Raw genomic sequence first — 20,933 nt, 5'->3', positions numbered from 1 at the left:
GTTTAGGTGAAAAGCATGCTGAGATGCTTCATCTGGTCTATGTTGATAAGAGGTTAATTAAGGTAAACTAATGAACAAAAAAGAACTTCCTGATGAGCGCGGACACTTTGGTCCTTATGGTGGTATTTTTGTAGCAGATACTTTGATGCATGCATTAAAGCAATTGGAGGAAGCTTATGCAAAATATCGAAGAGATCCTGATTTTTTAGCTGAGCTGAATGCTGAATTAAAAGACTATGTGGGGCGTCCTAATCCACTTTATCATGCGCGACATTTGAGTGAGGAAATAGGTGGTGCACAAATCTACTTAAAACGAGAGGATTTGAATCATACTGGAGCACACAAAATTAATAATACTGTAGGTCAGGCGTTGCTTGCCAAACGCATCGGAAAAACCAGGGTAATTGCCGAAACAGGTGCAGGCCAGCATGGAGTGGCTTCAGCAACAGTAGCTGCTAAATTAGGCTTGGAATGTGTGGTATACATGGGTATTGAAGATATAAAACGACAATCATCCAATGTCTATCGCATGAAATTGTTAGGTGCAGAAGTTGTTCCCGTTACATCAGGATCACGAACATTAAAAGACGCGTTAAATGAAGCCATGCGCGATTGGGTAAGTAATGTGGACAATACTTTTTATATTATTGGAACGGTTGCAGGCCCACACCCTTATCCGCAGATGGTTCGGGATTTCCAATCCGTCATTGGCATTGAAGCAAGAGCCCAATTTTTAGAAAAAACTGGACAACTTCCTGATGCATTGGTTGCTTGTGTAGGCGGTGGTTCTAATGCAATCGGTTTATTTTATCCGTTTCTTAATGACTCGACAGTTGCTATCTACGGTGTAGAAGCAGGAGGAAAAGGCTTAGAAAGTGGTGAACACTCTGCCTCCTTGATTGCTGGAATTCCAGGGGTTTTACATGGCAATCGAACTTATTTACTCTGTGATGAATACGGTCAAATTAAAGATACTCATTCAGTCTCAGCAGGCCTTGATTACCCTGGAGTAGGTCCTGAGCATGCTTATTTAAAAGATACCGGGCGTGTGATTTATGAAGCAATTAATGATGATGAAGCATTGAATGCATTTCGTACTTTAACACGAGTAGAAGGAATTATTCCAGCCCTTGAATCAAGCCATGCAGTTGCTTATGCAATGAAACTCGCTAAAAAAATGTCAGCGAAACAAAATATTATTGTGAATTTATCAGGTCGTGGTGATAAAGACATGCATACTGTGGCACAAATTGATGGGATTACTGTATGAACAGAATTGACAAAACTTTGATGCGTCTGAAAGCTAGTGGCAAAAAAATGCTGAGTCCTTATATTACTGCTGGAGATCCTTATCCTGGAATCACGGTCAAACTCATGCATGAATTGGTTAAATATGGAGCAGATATTTTGGAGTTAGGCATCCCATTCTCTGATCCCATGGCAGAAGGTCCGGTTATCCAAAGGGCGATGGAGCGTGCGCTCGCTCAGGATGTACATTGTCAAACTGTATTGAATATGGTGAAAGAGTTTCGCTTGCAAGATCTAGAGACTCCAGTTGTTATAATGGGTTACTTAAATCCCATTGAACATTTGGGTTATGAACTTTTTGCACAAAACGCAGTAGAAGCCGGTGTAGATGGAACTATCCTTGTAGATTTACCGCCCGAAGAAAGTGAAGAGGTAGCTAAAGTCTGGAAAAAATATGGTTTATACAGTATCTTTCTTTGTTCGCCTACGACCTCAGATGAGCGAATGGCATTAATTAACCAATTTGCCAAGGGATATTTGTACTACGTGTCTTTAAAAGGCGTTACCGGCTCTAATGCATTGGATGTTTCGTCTTTAAAATCACAATACCAACATCGAAAATCGCAAACCACGCTCCCTTTAATGGTCGGTTTTGGTATAAAAACATCGGAAATGGCTGCGGAGGTTGCTCGTTTTGCAGATGGTGTGATTGTGGGGGCTGCTCTGATCACAAGAGTCTTGGATGCTTACAACGCAAATAGCGATATTTTGCAAGCAGGGGCAGACTTAATTTGCTCTATGCGACATGCTATGGATAATGATAAGTAATAGGTCATACTAATCCTCTTCTTCCATATAAGTTATGGAAATTTTGAATAAAGAGACCTGCTGCAAATAATGTAAAGTTTTGGATAAAGTTAAAGATGGGACCTTGTAACTCCTTTACCTTTATCCATGCATAGTAATAAACAGTGACGGAAAGATCGAATGATAGAATTAACTGAAAAACGAGCTCATTTTATAAGACAACTAATTACTGATGAACTGGCAAGCGGCAAACATAAGTCTGTAGTGACTCGTTTTCCTCCCGAACCAAATGGATATCTACACGTAGGGCATGCTAAGTCTATATGTTTGAACTTTGGTTTGGCGCAAGAGTTTGGCGGTATTTGTTATTTACGTTTTGATGATACAAATCCTATAAAGGAAGAAGAGGAATACGTCAACGCTATTATTGAAGACGTGCGCTGGCTGGGTTTTGAATGGTATGAAATGACTCATTCTTCGGACTATTACCATGAGCTCTATGAGTTTGCAGTATTGTTAATTAAAAAAGATCGGGCTTATGTAGATAGTTTGAGCATGGAAGAAATCCGCGCTTATCGAGGGACTTTGCAAGAACCAGGAAAGGAGAGTCCTTACAGAAAAAGACCAATAGAAGAAAATTTGGATTTATTTGCTCGCATGAAAGCAGGAGAATTTCCTGATGGAGCCCATGTGTTGCGGGCAAAAATTGATATGCAATCAGGTAATTTAAATATGCGAGACCCTGTAATCTATCGTATTCGACATGCATCTCACCAACGAACAGGTGATGAATGGTGTATTTATCCTATGTATGACTATGCACATCCTATTTCTGATGCTTTGGAAAAAATTACTCATTCTTTATGTACATTGGAGTTTCAAGACCACCGACCTCTATATGATTGGTGTGTTGATAACTTACCTTTACCGGCAAAGCCCATACAAACTGAGTTTGCGCGTTTGAATTTATCGCATACAGTTACTTCTAAACGCAAATTGCGTGCATTAGTTGAAAAAAAAGCAGTATTTGGATGGGATGACCCGCGTATGCCTACTTTACGTGGCATGCGTAAGCGCGGTTATCCTCCTGCAGCAATTCGTCAATTTTGCGAAGTAATAGGAATATCACGTAGTGATTCAGTGATTGATATGTCTCTATTAGAAGACTGTGTCCGTGCAGAGCTAAATAGAACAGCGAAACGTGCTTTATGCGTTATGGAACCATTAAAAGTAGTTATAGAAAATTATCCTGAAGGTAAAGTAGAAATATTAAAGCCTGCTTATAATCAACAAAATCCAGATTCAGGCACACGAGATTTACCATTTACTCGAGAAATCTTTATCGAGCGCTCTGATTTTATGGAAGAGCCACCAAAAAAATATTTTCGTTTATCGCCAGGTGCTGAAGTACGCTTACGTCATTCTTATGTGATTAAATGTCATGATGTAGTGCATGATGAGCAAGGTAATATCATTGAGTTGCGTTGTACCTATGATGAAAAAACTCTAGGTAAGAATCCTGAAGATAGAAAGGTTAAAGGAGTCATTCATTGGGTATCATGTGAACAAGCCTATCCCGTGACGGTGTTGGAGTATGATCGCCTATTTAATGATCCTAATCCGGGCCGTGAAGATGATTTCTTCCAGTTTTTAAACCATAATTCATTGCAAATAAAGCAAGGATATTGTGAACCGGCTTTAGCAAATCAACAATTAGGTGAGGTGTTTCAGTTTGAGCGCTTGGGATATTATTGTGTTAATGAATTAAAAGATGGACGTGTTCGCGCGTTTCATCGTGTAGTTGATTTGAAAGATACTTGGGGAAAACTAGGGTAAGTTAGAGGGGCAGTTATGTTGCATTTATATAATTCTTTAACCAGAACAAAAGAACCATTTGTTTCCATCGTGCCCGGAAAAATTGGTATCTATGTTTGTGGTATTACTGTATATGATCATTGTCATATAGGCCATGCTCGCTCTATGGTATCTTTTGACGTTATTGTTCGTTACTTACGCTCACAAGGTTACGATGTGAAATATGTACGTAATATTACGGATATTGACGATAAAATTATTGCACGTGCACATGAACGTGCAATACCCATAGATGAATTGACTGCTCAGTATATTGCAGCAATGAATGAAGATACAAAAGCGTTAAATATTTTACCTCCGGATGTAGAACCACGTGCTACAGAGCATATAGGCAGCATTATTCAGTTAATTGAACAGTTGCTCGAGAAGGGGAATGCATATCTTAGTGAGAATGGGGATGTATGTTATCAAGTCGAATCTTTTTCTGACTATGGTAAATTATCGCACAAAGATCTGGAGGGGCTAATCGCTGGGGCTCGAGTTGAAATTGTTAAAGAAAAACGCTCCCCATTGGACTTTGTTTTATGGAAAAAAGCAAAACCAGGCGAGCCTAGCTGGCCTTCTCCTTGGGGTGAAGGACGTCCAGGATGGCATATTGAATGCTCTGCAATGGCAATGAGTGAATTAGGTGAGCAATTTGATATTCATGGAGGAGGATTGGACTTACAATTTCCTCATCATGAGAATGAGATCGCTCAGAGTGAGGCTGCTACTGAAAAACCGTTTGCAAATTACTGGTTGCACGTAGGAATGCTGCAAGTTAATAATGAAAAAATGTCAAAATCATTAGGTAATTTTTTTACTATTGCCGATGTTTTAGCCAAAAATCATCCAGAGGTTGTGCGTTATTTTCTTTTAAGTAGTCATTATCGTAGTTCATTAAATTATTCTGAAGAAAATTTAGCTAATGCCAAGAAAGCATTAACTCGTTTATATCAGACAGTAAAAGACAGTCAGGTTATTACAAATAATGAATTAGATAATCATTGGATTAATGAATTTAACCAGGCAATGAATGATGATTTTAATACTCCAATTGCATTATCTGTTCTATTTCAACTTAGCCATGAAGTAAATAAAAAAAATTCGTCTGTTTTAATGAATACCTTGAAGCACCTAGCTGGTATTATGGGACTATTGCAAGAAGATCCTGCATCTTTTTTACAAGCAGGGTTTGCAGAAGAAGACAGAGTGCAAATAGAGCAATTAATTGTTGAGCGACTTCAAGCACGCGCTGAGCGGGATTGGGAGCGCGCTGACCAGATAAGAGCAGACTTATTAAGTCGCGGAATCGAGTTAGAAGATGGAGTGAATGGAACTACTTGGCGCAGAGTAGAATAGTCAGTTTCATTTCACTCATAATGGGATGTAACGAAGTTTTTCTTGCAAACAGGATTGGAGTTATTTCTAGTTTTAAAGCCAATTTGCTAAATGTATAAGCAAGAGAGAATTAAGACGCCTTTGTGATGCGCTCATTTAATCTCAAATGGTTAATATCTCTGCTCGCACTGATAGGGAAGTATAATACTGTTTTCAATTAACTCATGATTACTTTATAATTACGCCGATTATTTTTAATAACCAGTTTAAAAATCCACTTTTGTATAGTGTAGCTCGTGAAATCTTTAATTTTTTTAATATTATTTTTTTCTGCTATTTGTCATGCAGATATAGCTGATTCGGTCTTAGAAAACTATAAAGCAAATCTTTATAAATTGCCTTTAGTGAAACAGGAGCACTTTTCAATAAGAATGTACCGAATCACAGGCGATAAAGAACATCTGAATTCTGTTATTGATTATGTGTATTTTTTAAGCCAAAAATATCAATATCTTTTTTCAAGTTTCGATCAACCTGAGCTCATCCTTAAAAAATCAAATAATTTATTATTAGATGCTAACGAAAATCCCTCACAAAAATACAAGTTACGTATCAAAAAAATATCACAATATGGTGATTTATTTTTTTATCTTTATTTATTAGAGATAACCAATAAAATTTTTTCCTATCATTTGGAAAACACTTCTCTGTTTCCGCAGACCAATACAGTTATTGACGTATTAAAAACTCAAATTACTCGGCTGGAGGAATTTATCTTAAATGAAGAAAACATTAAGATTTATGGAGCTCAATTAGTTAATTACGTTTATTATTTACATGATTTACACATTATTGATTTAAGAAAATCCTATACCAAACTATTTCAGCAAACTTTTCCAGACTATAGAGATAGTCAACTCTCAGAGTTTGAATATGAAGCAAAAATTTATGGTATGACTCATTTTATTACTGCAGCAAGTCATTATTATCAAAACTCAGTAAGAGACGAAGATTTTCGCTGGGTAAGCGAATATTTTGAGCACAATATACAACAAATCATGGAGCGAACCGAAAATGATGTTATTGCTGAAGTAGGAGTGTGTTTATTATTATTAAATAAAAAAGATTCTCCACCAATTAAAAAAATAAGAGATCATTTAAAAACGGTATATAACATGCAACATCAAATGATTCCTACTCGTACGAGCTCAGTAGATTTTATATTTGGGGAGCATCGTAATATTCTTACAGTAATGCTTTTTAAATGGCCAGAAAAACTTATAGATGGCCCTTTCTTTACAGAAGAATTAAGATTAATTCGTTGATGTTTTATAGAGAGAAAGGAGAGAGATTGATCTGGAATTGATGTCAGCGTGTTGAAATGAATAACAACTTATGCAAAGGACTCTTATATTTCTTTATTAGAGCAGGATTTTTTTTACTACGAAATGGAAAAATAACGATTAAAAAAATAAGTAAAATGAGTGCCATCCAACCCATAAGATAAAAGCAATCATCTAGGGCTAAAGCAGTAGCCTGCCGCGTAAGATAGAAATTTAATTGAGCCGAAGCGTGTTTTCCTTGAATATGTAATAATTTTGCCCGCTCTAGAAACTGTTGTGTTTCCTGGGAAAATGCAGTCAAACTGCTTCCTAAACGAAGATGAAAAAATACTTCTCGTCTATGCCATAAAATAAGAAACAAAGCCACTCCTAATCCACTACCAAGCAAGCGCGAAATATGAAAAAAGCAAATGCATTCAGCTAGTTTTGTTTCAGGGAAAGTGTTTACTGATAGCTGAAAAAGAGGGGATAAAAACAATGCAAGTCCTACTCCAGCTAGCCCTCGCGAAAATGCAATCCGGCTAAAATTGATATCCACATTAAAGTAACTGGTATAGAAACAGGAAATAGCAAAAAAAAGCAAGGCAATGAATAATGGATAAAATGGCTCATATTGTCTTTTATTGATGAGAACTGGAATCCATCCACAAAATGCCATCGTTCCTATGATGAGGGCAATCCAATCAGGAGTATAATTAACATAAAGTTTTAGCCATAAAGACAATAAGATCACCATGCCAAAATAGAGTGCGAAAAATAATGCGATATAAATCATCGCAAATGAAAAATAAAAATTTTTAAGTAATTTCAAATCAATGACAGGATGCTGAGCTGACCAACTGCGTAAAATAAAAAAAATAAGACTTATGACACCAAAAATAAGTAAAAAAGTAATTAAAGAGGAGCGAAACCAATCTAACTCCTGTCCAGTAGTTAAAGCAGTTCCAATAAAAATCATGCTGATACAATAGTAGAAATATCCAAGTTTATCAAAATATGTTTTTTTTATGGACTCATGATATTTTCTATAACCATAGCCAACATACAAAATTAAAAAGATACATAAAGGTATATTAGAGAAAAAAAGGAACCGCCAATGGTAGTTGTAAGCAATCCAAGCACCATATGAAGCACCGATTACGGGAATTATCGAAAGACAAATCAACACTAAAGAAACAATATAAACTTTATCCTTATTGGGAGAAAGCAAGGGAATAAGCGTACATGTAATAAGAAGAAACATTGGCCCTGATGCAAAGCCTTCTAAAAATCTAAATAAAATAAACGTAAAAAAATCGTTCGCAGTAGCGCATCCCCATGAGCATAATGCAGTGAGGCTAAGACAGACCACAAAAAGCTGAATAGGACTTAATCGTGTTACTGCGGGTTTTCCTAAAGGCACTCCTAAAAGATTTCCAATACAAAAAAAACTGACTGTATATGAAGTCATATAGGGACTGCCACCCAGATCACTTACAATATATAGGCCTGCCATTATAGGTAAGGTAAGATTGAAGATTACTGCAGCAAGTGATAAGAGTAAAATATAGAGAATCATTGTTTACTCATCTCATTTAGGACAATGTTATTTAAAATTAAAGGTGAATTGGCATACTTCTTAAGATTAGGATCCAAATTACTCTTAATAATATTTGCTATAAGTTCCTTATCACCTGTTTCTTCTTTTTGGAAAATATCAGTAACATAATGCGGCGATTCAGAAGTTGAGGTGGGAACTAAGGGGCCGCTTTGATCGGATAGATCTGTTGTTACTCCTAAAGAAAGGCCTATTCGCAAAGGATGTTTTTTTAATTCGTCCTGTACTACTGCAACCCGAACAGGCAATCTTTGAACAATTTTAATCCAGTTTCCTGAAAGATTTTCAGGTGGTAACAATGAAAAAACATTACCTGCGCCTCCTGGTAAACCAACAATTTTTCCGTGAAACACAACATCAGAACCATAAAGATCAGAAGTAAATTTAACGCTCTGGCCAAGGCGTATTTTTTTTAGTTGGGTTTCTTTATAATTGGCATTTACCCATATTTGATCCAGGGGAATAATAGACATAAGTGGCTCCTTAGGTGAAAGCCACATGCCTACTTGAATTGTTCTTTGTGCTACCAGTCCATCTACAGGTGCATAAATTTTACATCGATATAATTGTACCCACGCATCACGTACTTCTTGCGCAGCTGCTTGTACCCTGGGATGTTCGGTAATGGACGTTCCTTGTACAAAAGCGAGCATTTTTTGATAATTGTTCTTAGTACTATTTAATGAAGCAATTGATGCCTTTAGATCATCTTGTGCATTTTGATAATCTTCTAAAGAAACTCCTTTGGCATCAATAACATCATGACGATGTTTAAGGTTTTGTTGTGCTTTTAAAAGTTGTGCTTTCTTCATTTCAATGTCTGCAGCCAATATAAACACATCATGAAATGCCTGGCAAACATCACGCACCGTGCTGGCAAGTTTCTTTTTGGCTTTTTCAAGAGCTATAAGTGAATCTGTTTCATTTAATGAAACAATGAGTTGTCCTTTTTTTACTAGAAAACTATCATCAGTATAGATACCCGTAACGAATCCTGGGCGTAAGGATTTGATGTAGACCTGATTCCCTTGCACATAAGCATCATTGGTATAAACTTGGTGGCTCCAGACAAAAAGCCAATACAAAGAAAAGAAAATAAATAAAACGATAAGAATGACTGCAAAATAAAAAGAGGCGGATCTTTTTTTCATGAGTTTTTCACCAAGGGTATCGTATTTTGATAGTAACCTCCTCCCAACGCTTTGGTTAATTTTATAGAGGCTAAGTATTGATTATAAAGTAAAGTAACATCTGCAAGCTCTTTTTGAATGACTTCTTCTTGTAAAAAATAAAGATCAAATAAATTGTCTAAGCCTTTTTGTTGACGCAAGTGACTTAATTGATAGCGCTGTTTTGCATACTCCACCACTTTTTTTTGTTCTATTTTTTGCTGGTAGATATCCTCAGCAAAAGCTAAGACATCAAGAACTTCTTGAGTACTATATAAGAGTAAATTATTGTATGCGTCAATCGCTGCATCAAATTGTGCCTTAGTTGCTTTGATATTAGCGCGTATCGCTCCTGCAGTGAAAATGGGTAATTGCAGTGCAGGTCTAATTGCCGCGGTACCACTCGATAAATCAAAAAACTTTCTCCAACTTGTGCTTTCCAAACCAATCAGACCAACGAGATTGATATCGGGGTAATATTCTGCCATTGCTGCCCCTGTTTTATAGGCTAAGGCTTTGGCTCGCCAAATTTGCGCCATAAGATCGGGTCTGCGGGCTAAGAAATCCAATGGTAGGAGTTGGGGAATATTCAGAGTCTTGGGTAGTGAGGAGAGTGTGGAATTAATCAATAAAGGATTATCTGGCCCACGACCTGCTAAAGTATTAATCAAGTGTTTGTTGGCAGCTAATTCATTTGTAATGCTTGATAGTAATTTTTGAGATTCAATTAATTTTTCTGAAGTTTCTAATGCAGGCAGTTTTGAAGATAGTCCTTTTTTTACCAATAAATTTTGTAATTTTGCAATTTTTTGTCGTACTTCAATTAACTGTGTATATAATTTTTTTCTTACGCGATTCGTTTTATAAGCAAAATAAGCTTGTGCAATTGCGGTACTTGTAATCAACTCCACTTCTGCAGTTTCCGCTTCTTGAAACTTTGCTTCTCCTAAAGCGGCATAAAAAAGATTACGGTTTTTTCCCCAAAAATCAAACTCATAAGTAAAAGAAAGAGAAAGATCCAATAGTCTGACATTTAAAGGAAATTTAGGATTGAATGCGCGATATAAACCGTTTTTACTTACATATTGTCGATTTTCATGTGCATTAAAAAAAACTAAAGGGGCTAATAGCGAGCGTGTAACAATTGCTTGCTGTTTAGCGACTTCAATGCGGCTTTTCATTTCATGAATTGAAGGATTTTTAGCCAAAGCTTCTGTAACTAAGATATTGAGCTCAGGATCATTATAAGATAACCACCATTGTTTGCTTGGCCATTTGCCTTTAGAAAAAATTTCTTTTTTTTGTAAACTTTTTTTAATGGAATGCCTCATGCTTGGAACAGTTTTTATATTTTTAATCTGGCTTTGTTGAGGGAGAGAAACAGTACAGGAGACTAGTGTATATAAACTGAAACAAATAAATCCTCTGATCCAAAGCCGCATAACACTTCCTTTTTATTTGGCAACACATCCATCATTAAAAATAGCTTCAATTCCATCATCAAAACTATCTTAATATAGTAACCATTAACATTTGATTTTCAAAGGTATTTTCTATCGATTAACTAGATAGCTACAAATTATTAAGGAATTCTCAAGTTTTGAGTTTTCTTTTGAGCAATGAGGGTGTGAAATATTACTCTAAGGAAACTCAAGCAAGTCTTTATAAGGCCTGCATTTTTATGGCATTGTCAGTTAGATATTAAATCTGATATTTGTTCCAATGTAGTTACGCTATGATATATTACGGATGCTAAAGCATCGAGACAAAAGCTTATAATTGGATTAGCATTTGCTACCGAGAATTTAGATAAACATACTGCGGTCTTAAAGACTTACATTATTTAACCAAATATCTAAGGATTCGGCCTTGTCTATCTTAGTTACTGGTATTATAAGAGCTTCCTTAAAAAATGGACAATAATGTTGTGTATCTACTTCAAGAGGCTGTGACTTGCAATCTGGCTTTCCGTTATCTTATGATGATATCGCATTTTAAAGCGAGTTAACTTTTTGACTGTAGACCACCTCACGCTTTCTAATGACTTAAATAAATAAGGAGTTATATAACATGTACAAAAAGGATTTTGCTGTAATTTTTATCACAAGCAGTCTCATAGCAACCCCACTATTTGCTTCCGATTTTTTTCATCATTTTGCAGTAGATCCAACAAAAAAGATAAGTACAGCATTAAAAGAAAAGGCACAATTTAAATCAAAAAATGGAGTTAAACATTTTGTTGATTTTTCAGGAACATGGGTAGGAAATTGTACTGGTTATGAAGGAACAGATACTGTTGCTATAGAAAACTCAGATTCAGAATTTATAATTAATGATAAAATATATCATATTGGCTCATTAGAAACTGAATCCAGATCAGATAAAGAGGCTACATTTTTTTTCCACAACTTATTGGAATGGAATGCAGATTATTCTAGTCTGATATTTAGTTTTTCCTCTATCGGACATTTCCATGGGCAAGATTTGAGTATGAAGAATTTTGGTTATGGGACTATGACAATTTCATTAAAAAATGATCAGTTAATTTTGGAAGGAAGCTCACAAAATTCAAATGCTGAGAATGACACCATTTTCTGTTCTTATAATAGACAATAAATCCTTTTTTTATCAATCATAACCTTAATGGAGCGAAAAGATGTATCGTTGTATTAAGGTTTCCGCAGAATAGTTTCACTTTTTAAATTATGGTATTGATTAACTTTGCGTTGTTACGCGAAGAATTTCAGCAAGTGATGTATCGCCGGCGAGCACCCTCTTAAATCCATCATCTCGAATACTGGGAGTAGTAGGGCGTAAATAACTTTCCATTGTTTGCAAATTTTCATGGCGATGAATCATTCCTCTTAGTTCTTCATCTACAGTAATCAGCTCATAAATGCCAGTTCTTCCTTTATAGCCTAGGTGATTACAGAAATCGCAACCTTTAGACTCAAAAACTTTAGATATATCTGCGTCTTCTGTGAGTCCCATAAGTTCCTTTTCATCATCTCTTAATTGATGGGGTGTTTTGCACTGGGGACATAGCTTTCTGACCAGTCGTTGTGCGATAAGTCCAACGATACTAGAAGATAAGAGAAAGGATTCAACACCCATATCGCGTAAACGAGTGAGTGCCCCTAATGCACTGTTTGTATGTAAGGTTGATAATACCAGGTGTCCTGTAAGACTGGCTTGAACTGCAATTTCAGCAGTTTCTAAATCACGAATTTCTCCTATCATGACTACATCAGGATCTTGTCTGAGAATTGCCCTTAAACCCTTGGCAAAGGTCATCTGTACCTTGGTATTAACCTGTGTTTGTCCAATACCCTCAAGATCATATTCTATGGGATCTTCTATCGTTAGAATATTGCGTGTGACTTGATTTAATTCAGTTAGCATGGCATATAGAGAAGTAGTCTTTCCAGAACCTGTTGGTCCAGTAACCAAAATAATACCATGCGGCTCTGCGATCATTTTTCGCATGGCTTTTACTGTGGGTTGAGGCATGCCCAATAGATTTAAATCCAATTGCGCAGCTTGTTTATCCAGAATTCTCAAAACTACACGTTCGCCATGGTTTGAAGGAAGGGTTGAAACCCGAACGTCAATATTATGCCCGCCAATGCGTAGTGAAATACGACCATCTTGCGGAATGCGTTTTTCTGCAATATCCAGTTTGGCCATAACTTTGACTCTAGAAATGACTAAGGGGGCTATGGCACGCTGAATTTCTAAAACCTCATGTAAAACACCGTCAATGCGATTGCGTACTAATACTCTATCCTCATACGTTTCAATATGAATATCAGAGGCTTTTTGCTTTATTGCTTGGGTAAATAATGCATTCAATAAACGGATTATTGGCGCATCATCTTGATTTTCTAACAAATCTTCACTTACTGGTAGTTGACTTGCCAACAATGAGAGATCCATATCTTCTTCCATGCCTCCAGCAGCCTCTAATATTGATGATTTAGATTGATACACGTGTGCTAAATGTTGTTGAAATGCTGAATCATCAACCTGTTTCAGAGTAAAGTCGCATTGTAATAAACGTTTTATCTCCGCAAGCGCTTGTAATGAGGTATTAGGTAAATAATAAACCAGGGCATGGTTATCGCTCATTTCATTAGCAACAACAATCCCATGGTTTTTTGCGAAACTGTATGGGATTTTTAGTGATTTCTCTTCATTTTTCATGGTTTACTTCGTTACGAGCAAAGGTGGACGATGAAACGGTTTGGGCAATTCAGCTCGTTTCAAAGCAGGCAATACGGTTGAGTTATCGCTTTGTACAAACGCATCTTGTGATTTTAACCAATCCAGTTCGTATTGACGAACATGGTTGTACTTTTCACTGGTGAGATGCATGTTATCGCGTTCATTACGTAAAATAAGGGGTTTAATAAAGACCATAAGTACACGTTTTTCACGAGAATTTATATTACGTTTGAATATACGACCCAGACCTGGTATATCTCCTAAAATGGGCAAACGGTTGTGGTCATTATTTAGACTATCTTGAGTTAAACCACCTAAAACAACCACATCACCACTCTCAACATGAACTGAAGTAACTATACTGCTAATTCGAAACGTTGGAGTAGTCGTATTCGGAGCAACAACTGGTGGATCCAGCGTATCATTACCTTGATCGATTTGCATTTGAATTCCATTTCCACGTGTAATTTGTGGTCTAACATAGAGGTGTAATGCAACGTTGACTCGATCAAAAGTTGTAAATGGACTCGCAACTGTTGTACCTCCAGCATTATTAGGATAGTTAGTCGATGCAACTGAAACCTGTTTACCTACCAATATTTTGGCTTGGCGATTATCAAGAACTACAACTGAAGGTGTTGATAAAATATTCGCTCTGTTCTCTCTGGCCAACGCATATATTTGTGCTTGTAAATCATCAAGTCTGGTTCCGCTATTAATTATAGCAAATCCTGGTCTAAAATCTTGTGGTCTGCCTGTTAGTTGATTACTTCCCCATTCAATACCCAAGTCATTAACATCCGATTGATCTATTTCTGCGACCATTGCCTCTATAAGTAATTGTGCTGGTTTAATATCCAGTTGAGCAGTTACTCTTTTAAGAATACGTATTACCGATGCGGGCGCATTAAGAATAATGGAGTTTGTGTTAGGCTCAGCAATGATTTGTACTGATGGTTTCGTTGTTCCTTCATTTTGCGTTGTTGTAGTCGTAGTATTTGCAGTAGCTCCTGATGCAGTTAATGGAGAAGGGCCACCACTCCCTGATCCTGATGAGTAAAGAGAAGTAGAATTGGCACTGGAACCTTGTATGTTTGAGTTACTGGTAAGATTGGAAGCTGGGTTTGTACTGTCCAAGATAGGGCGAGTAATCGTACCAATGGTTGTTCCCACATTACCACTGAAATTTGCCTGCGCAATACCGGCAAGAATGGGAACCAAGTCTTCTGCTCTGAGGTAATTGAGATAAACAACTTGAGTGTTCGCGTTAAGTCCTTCAGAGCTTTCTTTATCTAGCTTTAATATCAACATCCTAAGACGTATTCTGTCTGTTTTGGATCCACTGATTAATAGAGAGTTGGAGCGATCATCAGCAGCAATAGTTAACTGTGTGCGTGCTCCTCCCATGCTGGGTTGAACTTTAACAAGATCTTTTAAAGTAGCAGCAATATCCATGGCTAATGAATGTCTTAAAGGAACTATATCGATACCGTTTGCAGATGAAGTATCTACTTGTTTGATGATGTCTGCAAGACTACGAATGTTGTTGGCTCTGCCTGACAAAATAAGCATGTTTGAGGGAGCATATGCAGAGATACTACTCCATTGAGGCATTAGGGGTCGTAAAACAGGTACTAGTTGTTCTGATGGAACATAATGAACGGGCACGACGGACACCATCATGTCATCGCCTTTAGGGGGCCTTTTCATTTCGTTTAAAAGATCAGGTGATTGTGTTTTTGCATCAATATTAGGAATAATTTTAATAATTGCACCACTTGGTATCGCGGCATAACCTGAGACTTGCAAAACTGAAAGAAAAACTTCATAGAGTTCGTTATTGTTCATTGGTGTTGTCGATACGATGGATATTTTTCCTTGTACTCGCGGATCAATGACAAAGTTTTTTCCAGTTACCCGAGATACTTCAGCGATGACAGCCCTGATATCTGCATTCCTTAAGTTCCATAATTTATTGTTTGGCGGTGGTGGGGTTTCTACTTGGCCACTTGAATTGTAAGATTGATTTGATTGAGCTAAAGGAAGAGATTGATTTTCAATGTGTTTGTTTTTTTTAGAATTGATGATTTTTTGAGTTAATTTATTCTGCAAGGCACGTGCGGTGAGATAATCATTAATTGGTCCAATTTGTACAAGATAAAGCTTCTTATCCGATAGATTTTTAATTTCAACTGGTTCACTAACGAGAGCAGATAATTCTTGTTGGCGTTGTTTTGCATCTTTTTCTAAATTAAATGCGCCTGCTTGCAAATAAAAAGTAGTATTTCCATTTTTGGTGGTTGTGGAAATATTAATTTCGTTTGCATGAGTTAATGCAGAACAAATAAATGTTAAAATTAAAATTACTATCGAGCGCATTGAAAAATCGCAAAATCCTAATTAAGTAACATCATAACTAAATTTATAAACTTACAATAGTTTTTTTGACTCTAACGGAAGGTATTTTGAAGTATTTTTAAAATTGTGCTTCAAGATTATCTTAACTGCTAAGAATCCATCTCTATATTTACTTGTTTTTATTTTGAGGCATGAATTCTAAGTTTAACGTGTGAAATCATCCTCTGTCGGTCAAAAATTTTCTTACTTTATAAGTCCCGGACAACTTAGCGTTAATCCGGGACGCTTTTTAATTGGGCTTGTGAGAATGAGTATGTTCATCACGATGTTCATGAGTATGCTGATGAGCATATGGTTGGTGATGTGAAGGGTGCTGCTGGGGTATATAATAGGGTTGTTGGGGGTGTGAATGATAATAGAAAGAATTAGGGTGAGCACCCAGTAATGGGGCTGTAACAACCACCGTAGTGTGAGTATGCGGTTGGATTGTGGATGGATGAGAGTGCTCATGGGAGTTTGGCTGATGTCCGTGCTGTTTTTTCATATTATTTCATCCTCATTAAATAAGAATTGAATTGTATTCATTCATTTATGCAGATGATAATGCATACAAAGTTGTACATTTTCAATATCATCTTAACGCATTATATGCAGATGGTTTGCTAAATGTATATGTTTTTCTGATCATTTAAAAAATTGAAATTGCATCAAGGTATTGGCGGAACCTAGAGCGTGCTGCCTTCTACTTACTCTATAAATGTAGAAGGCTCTTGGGATTTTTTCTTTATAGAGGTTAAGGGCAATAAATTGTGTCACTAACTTCTTCAAGATCCGCATTACTGGGATCGTTTAAATCATAATTTCCGTGAAGCTCTTCACCTGCTGCGCTTATGTAAGTTTTTTCAGCATTTCTTTTCGCTACCGCATTTTGTCTACGCAATGCGAGAGCAGGGGGAACTTCATCAAGATTAGGCAATTGCATGAGCGGATTATCTGATAACTCAGCTACTGGTGTTCTTCCTCCGGTAACAAATAAGGTTTTCGTTTTTGTATCGAAAAATTTTGTCATGATAATCTCCAGCTGAATGGGTTATGTGATTATATACTGCAACTTAGTTGAGCTTATATGTCCGTTTAAGTAAAGCAACTTTTCTCCACAAACGCAATTATTCAGTGAATTATAACCACCATATTCACCCTCAAGGACAAGAGAGTTAACTTTCATGAGGCAATCAATGGAGCCATCATCATGGAAGATAAATCCATCCATGTTTGCGGCATACAAAACAATTAATGGGCATCCCAAATATCCTTGTGATCAATTTTACAAACGAGTAAGTTAAAAGCCTGTTTTAACTTACTAGAAAAAATATTACAAAAACAATACTTAATATGAAGAGTAAAAAATTAATTTTTTGTCGTGTCAACAGCTTTAATAAAGTATAGAGAATAATACCTCCACCAATTCCATCAGCAATAGATGCAGTAAAAGGAATCATCATGATGGTAACCATACAAGGGGCTGTTTCACTTACATCATGTAACTTCATATCAGTGAGGTGTTTCATCATACAACACGCCACATACAAAAGAGCTGGGCCTACTGCAAAGTTAGGAATCATTCGCGCTAAAGGTGAAAAAAATAACATAAGGAGAAAACCGATCGCAATGACTATGGCTGTTATTCCACCGCGTCCACCTGCTTCAATTCCTGCTGCAGACTCGATGTAAGGTGAGGTGCTTGCAGAGCCTAATAATCCTGCTACAGCTGAGGCAGCTGCATCAACGGTTAGACAATTGCTAAGACGTTTGGAATAATTTTTTTGTTGTTTAAATACAGAAGGATTTAATAAGCCGATCAAGGTTCCCGTGGCATCAAACACAGCAATTAGAAAAAAGGTAAACGTGGCTTTTAAGGCGGGAACGGTATTTAGGCCAGAAAAATCGAGCTTTAAAAAAGTAGCCTCCATGGAAGGAGGCATGGAAATTAATCCCTGCCATGTAGATAAACCCATCAATAGGCTCAAGAGAGAAATACTGAGTATTCCAATGATAATCGCTCCAGGAATTTGAAAATAATCTAAAAACAGTATAAGTAAAAATCCTAAGAAAAATAAGCCGCTTTCTGGACGTTTAATTTCGCCAAGGCGCATTAAATTATGCTGATCCTCAATAATAATTTGATTATTTTGTAAAGTAATTAAAGCAATTAATAAACTGATTCCTATTAAGATAGCGATTTGTAAATTATGAGGAATGGCTTCGATTAATAGACGTCTCAGGCGGGTAAGTGACATTAAAAAGAATAAAACACCTGAAAGAAAAACAATGGCTAATGCTTGTTCCCAAGCGATTCCCATGCCTTGCACTACCGTATAAGAAAAGAAGATATTTAATGCCATACCCGGTGCAATGCCAATGGGGGTATTAGCAAATACCCCTGCAAAAAAACAGGCAAAGGCGGTAATAAGACATGTGGCGGTAAATACTGCTCCCTGGTCCATCCCTGCCTCATGAAGTATGCTTGGGTTAATGAATGCGATATACACCATGGTTAGAAAAGTAGTGATTCCCGCAATGATTTCAGTTTTCAGAGTGGTGTCTTTAAGAAAATAGGATTTTAACCGTTCCATAGTATTCTATTCTCCTATTTGAAAAAGGAATTTAAAGACACTGGCTAATCTCTATGCAGTGCGCGAATGTAATTGTTTTATTAAACATAACAAAAATTCAATTTAAAGTATCTAGGGTTTTTTGTAATTAATAATATGAGAAAAAAATAGTGCGAAATCACTTTAGTTGGGAAGTCTTAAATTCAACATGAAATGCTACTTCTTAAACTAGGGTAATTAGTGGAGTGAAAACTTTATTTGTTAGGTACAAAAAATAGCATATTCAGAAAAATTATCGAAATTAACTCTCAATTATAGGAGTAGGCATCCCCGGTCCCGGTGCATTATTTTCAACATCAGAGGATTGATTTTCGGATATTTGTTCCAGGTGCTTTTGTTTAAAGCTATGAAATTTCGATTTATGATCCATGTGCGGGGGAGTTTTAATATTATGTTTTGTATGAGCTAAAGAATCAGGAGTGGACAAAAAAGTATTTTCACTTTCTTCAGAATAATTGGGTTCTAAAATACTTTGGATGTAATCAAAAAATTTAATTAATTTAGTACCAATAATTTCAAAAATATCCATAGATAAGAACGCTCCAAGTCCATATTTGAAGCAAAGTGTGGCTATGATAGCGCTTATTTTCTATTTTGAAAAAGTGAACACTTTTGTCATACAATAATTTGTGAACATAACGCCCCCGAATTCTTTGATTTGTTTTGCTTCAGTACTATATCCATGATTTTCAAAAAATGGTTTGGCTGTGATGCTGACGTCTGAAAAAAGTTTGGGTATCCCTAAGGCTATTGCTGTATGTTCACGAGCTTCTAATAAGGCTTTGCCAACTCCTTGTTTTTGATAGTCCTTATCTACATAACCTCGATTGAGGTAACCATTTTTTTCCAAATCTGAGAATCCAATGATTTTGTTACTTTCTTTATCAATAGCTACAAAGGTATAGTTTTTCGCAAGAGACTTTCGCCATTCGGATAAGTTGGGTTTTTTAGGTGCCCATACATTGAGTTGTTCTTTCGTATAATCCCTGCAATTGATGGAATGGACAGTATCATAAAATAGTTGATAGATTTCTGCTTCATCACCCGGTTCAAAAGTTCTGATATAAAATTTCTGATTTAATGCTTTAAAGGCGGGATAAAATTCTAAAGAGTTCGCAGTCCAGAGTTTTTTGAGCTCAAGAAGTATGTTTGTTGCCATTTGTTTTAAGTGAGGCAATAAATTGTTTCTTGATGCAACGTGAATAAACGCTTGCAAACGCGATAAAACTCTTGGCCTCACCCAGTTTTCTTCGTTTTTCCATAGTGAATTTTCTGGAACAGGTCCTGATGGCCCCACTCTGTCTTTTTCCAGAGTTGAATCAAGAAAAGGGAGCGTTTGTTGCAATAACCAGAAGCCACACGCTTCGCTATAGGCTTTAGCATAAGCCAAATCATCTGATGCGGCTGGAATGGTTTGTTTGAGCTCTTCTCGATAAATAATCTCTAATGGAATGATGACTTCTTCAGGTATGGATTTGGCACACCAACATGTAGGCATGCTCATTCTAAGATAAGTACCATCGAGTAGCGCATTGCGTGCAAAGGCCCATTCAAAATCAATAAGTTGCAAATCATGCCCTTCTTCATGGTCAAAAACATTATCTGGACAAATATCGCCATGGGTAAGCACAGTAAATGGGCCTGGTTTAAGTAAAGATTCAATCAGGGAATTCGCTTCATTAATGCATTCTGTTGTTAACGGTAAATGTAACTTTTTATTTGCTGCATGCAATTTTTCGAGTAAATCAGTACGTGTAAAGTCTAAATCTTCCTGAAGTGTTTCAACGTTACCATGAATTTTCTTTAACATCGCTTCATACATTGCTGTTTTACCATAACTTGCTGCATGCAAGCTTCCTAATGATTTCATAAATCGATTTAAGGCACGCGTTGCTTTATCCCGGTAAGGAAGTGTTAAAGAGTCCACTAAACTTATATGCTGCTTTCCCAAATCCTCAATAAGAATAAATCGATATTCTTTATTACCACCATAAAAGAGAGGAACATTATGCATACTTTGATGAATCTGATTTGCAAACTCAAGACCAGCCCAATCGCGAGCAAACCGGGCATAAGCCTCTTTGTCATCGCGATCTGATGCTTCAGGGAGGGATTGTTTAAGAATGATGCTTTTGGGAATAGAGTTTGATTTACTCTTTAACGAGATACGCGCCACAATATTACGTCGCTCTTTTTCACTTAGAAACTGTATGGTGTTTATTTCTACTTGGGTTGCAAAATGCTGTTGAAGCATTTGTATCGTTTTTTGTAACACATCACGATTAATTTTTTGTTCCTGTACTGTCATGTTACTTAACCA

General features: G+C 36.6%; 16 protein-coding genes. 6 read left to right on the top strand and 10 right to left on the bottom strand.

Annotation, left to right across the window (positions count from 1 at the left end; translation table 11 throughout):
* Window positions 1-70 precede the first annotated feature (70 nt).
* The 5 genes from trpB to Ltuc_RS07055 all read left to right on the top strand — a co-directional run bounded on the left by trpB (window position 71) and on the right by Ltuc_RS07055 (window position 6,575).
* Complete coding sequence (gene trpB, locus Ltuc_RS07075) at window positions 71-1,270, top strand: tryptophan synthase subunit beta (RefSeq protein WP_058520584.1); 1,200 nt, start codon at window positions 71-73, stop codon at window positions 1,268-1,270.
* A complete protein-coding gene (gene trpA / locus Ltuc_RS07070; protein WP_058520583.1) occupies window positions 1,267-2,076 on the top strand; it encodes a tryptophan synthase subunit alpha in 810 nt (269 codons plus the stop codon). The genes trpB and trpA overlap by 4 nt, the downstream gene beginning before the upstream one ends.
* A 159-nt stretch (window positions 2,077-2,235) precedes the next feature.
* Entirely contained in the window at window positions 2,236-3,891 is a 1,656-nt protein-coding gene (locus Ltuc_RS07065) for a glutamine--tRNA ligase/YqeY domain fusion protein (RefSeq protein WP_058520582.1), read from the top strand.
* 15 nt (window positions 3,892-3,906) lie between these two features.
* Window positions 3,907-5,271: a cysteine--tRNA ligase gene (gene cysS, locus Ltuc_RS07060; RefSeq protein ID WP_058520581.1), complete on the top strand. Its 1,365-nt coding sequence runs from the start codon at window positions 3,907-3,909 to the stop codon at window positions 5,269-5,271.
* A gap of 275 nt (window positions 5,272-5,546) precedes the next feature.
* Complete coding sequence (locus tag Ltuc_RS07055; RefSeq protein ID WP_058520580.1) at window positions 5,547-6,575, top strand: DUF3541 domain-containing protein; 1,029 nt, start codon at window positions 5,547-5,549, stop codon at window positions 6,573-6,575.
* Between the two features lie 43 nt (window positions 6,576-6,618).
* Here Ltuc_RS07055 and Ltuc_RS07050 read toward each other — a convergent pair whose 3' ends face one another.
* Genes Ltuc_RS07050 through Ltuc_RS07040 form a run of 3 tightly spaced genes read right to left on the bottom strand, consistent with a single transcriptional unit; the run spans window position 6,619 to window position 10,801 of the window.
* The gene (locus tag Ltuc_RS07050; RefSeq protein WP_058520579.1) at window positions 6,619-8,151 is read right to left on the bottom strand and encodes an MFS transporter; all 1,533 of its coding nucleotides are present in this window, start codon (window positions 8,149-8,151) and stop codon (window positions 6,619-6,621) included.
* A complete protein-coding gene (locus Ltuc_RS07045; protein ID WP_058520578.1) occupies window positions 8,148-9,341 on the bottom strand; it encodes an HlyD/EmrA/EmrK family protein in 1,194 nt (397 codons plus the stop codon). Before Ltuc_RS07045 ends, Ltuc_RS07050 begins: the two co-directional genes overlap by 4 nt.
* Window positions 9,338-10,801, bottom strand: a complete 1,464-nt coding sequence (locus Ltuc_RS07040; protein ID WP_058520577.1) for an efflux transporter outer membrane subunit — start codon at window positions 10,799-10,801, stop codon at window positions 9,338-9,340. The genes Ltuc_RS07045 and Ltuc_RS07040 overlap by 4 nt, the downstream gene beginning before the upstream one ends.
* 628 nt (window positions 10,802-11,429) lie before the next feature.
* On the opposite strand from Ltuc_RS07040, the gene Ltuc_RS07035 reads away from it, so the two are divergent.
* A complete protein-coding gene (locus tag Ltuc_RS07035) occupies window positions 11,430-11,975 on the top strand; it encodes a hypothetical protein (protein WP_058520576.1) in 546 nt (181 codons plus the stop codon).
* 99 nt (window positions 11,976-12,074) lie between these two features.
* On the opposite strand, the gene lspE is transcribed toward Ltuc_RS07035, so the two are convergent.
* From lspE to Ltuc_RS14990, 7 genes are all read right to left on the bottom strand, one after another.
* On the bottom strand, window positions 12,075-13,562 hold the full coding sequence (gene lspE / locus Ltuc_RS07030; RefSeq protein ID WP_058520575.1) for a GspE family T2SS ATPase variant LspE: 1,488 nt from the start codon (window positions 13,560-13,562) through the stop codon (window positions 12,075-12,077).
* A 3-nt stretch (window positions 13,563-13,565) separates the two neighbouring features.
* Window positions 13,566-15,962 carry a GspD family T2SS secretin variant LspD gene (lspD, locus tag Ltuc_RS07025; RefSeq protein WP_058520574.1) on the bottom strand — a complete coding sequence of 799 codons (2,397 nt, stop codon included), beginning with the start codon at window positions 15,960-15,962 and terminating at the stop codon, window positions 13,566-13,568.
* 268 nt (window positions 15,963-16,230) lie between these two features.
* Complete coding sequence (locus tag Ltuc_RS07020) at window positions 16,231-16,485, bottom strand: hypothetical protein (RefSeq protein ID WP_058520573.1); 255 nt, start codon at window positions 16,483-16,485, stop codon at window positions 16,231-16,233.
* A 249-nt stretch (window positions 16,486-16,734) separates the two neighbouring features.
* Window positions 16,735-17,010 carry a hypothetical protein gene (locus Ltuc_RS07015; protein ID WP_058520572.1) on the bottom strand — a complete coding sequence of 92 codons (276 nt, stop codon included), beginning with the start codon at window positions 17,008-17,010 and terminating at the stop codon, window positions 16,735-16,737.
* Window positions 17,011-17,293: 283 nt separating this feature from the next.
* The gene (locus Ltuc_RS07010; RefSeq protein ID WP_058520571.1) at window positions 17,294-18,574 is read right to left on the bottom strand and encodes an NCS2 family permease; all 1,281 of its coding nucleotides are present in this window, start codon (window positions 18,572-18,574) and stop codon (window positions 17,294-17,296) included.
* Window positions 18,575-18,854: 280 nt separating this feature from the next.
* Entirely contained in the window at window positions 18,855-19,142 is a 288-nt protein-coding gene (locus Ltuc_RS07005) for a hypothetical protein (RefSeq protein ID WP_058520570.1), read from the bottom strand.
* A gap of 60 nt (window positions 19,143-19,202) precedes the next feature.
* Window positions 19,203-20,921: a GNAT family N-acetyltransferase gene (locus Ltuc_RS14990; protein ID WP_238584083.1), complete on the bottom strand. Its 1,719-nt coding sequence runs from the start codon at window positions 20,919-20,921 to the stop codon at window positions 19,203-19,205.
* Between the last annotated feature and the right edge of the window lie 12 nt (window positions 20,922-20,933).

It is taken from the genome of Legionella tucsonensis (genome assembly GCF_001468035.1).
Lineage (GTDB): Bacteria > Pseudomonadota > Gammaproteobacteria > Legionellales > Legionellaceae > Legionella > Legionella tucsonensis.
The sequence above is the reverse complement of the archived record's forward strand: the minus strand, read 5'-3'. Positions and strand labels throughout refer to the sequence as shown.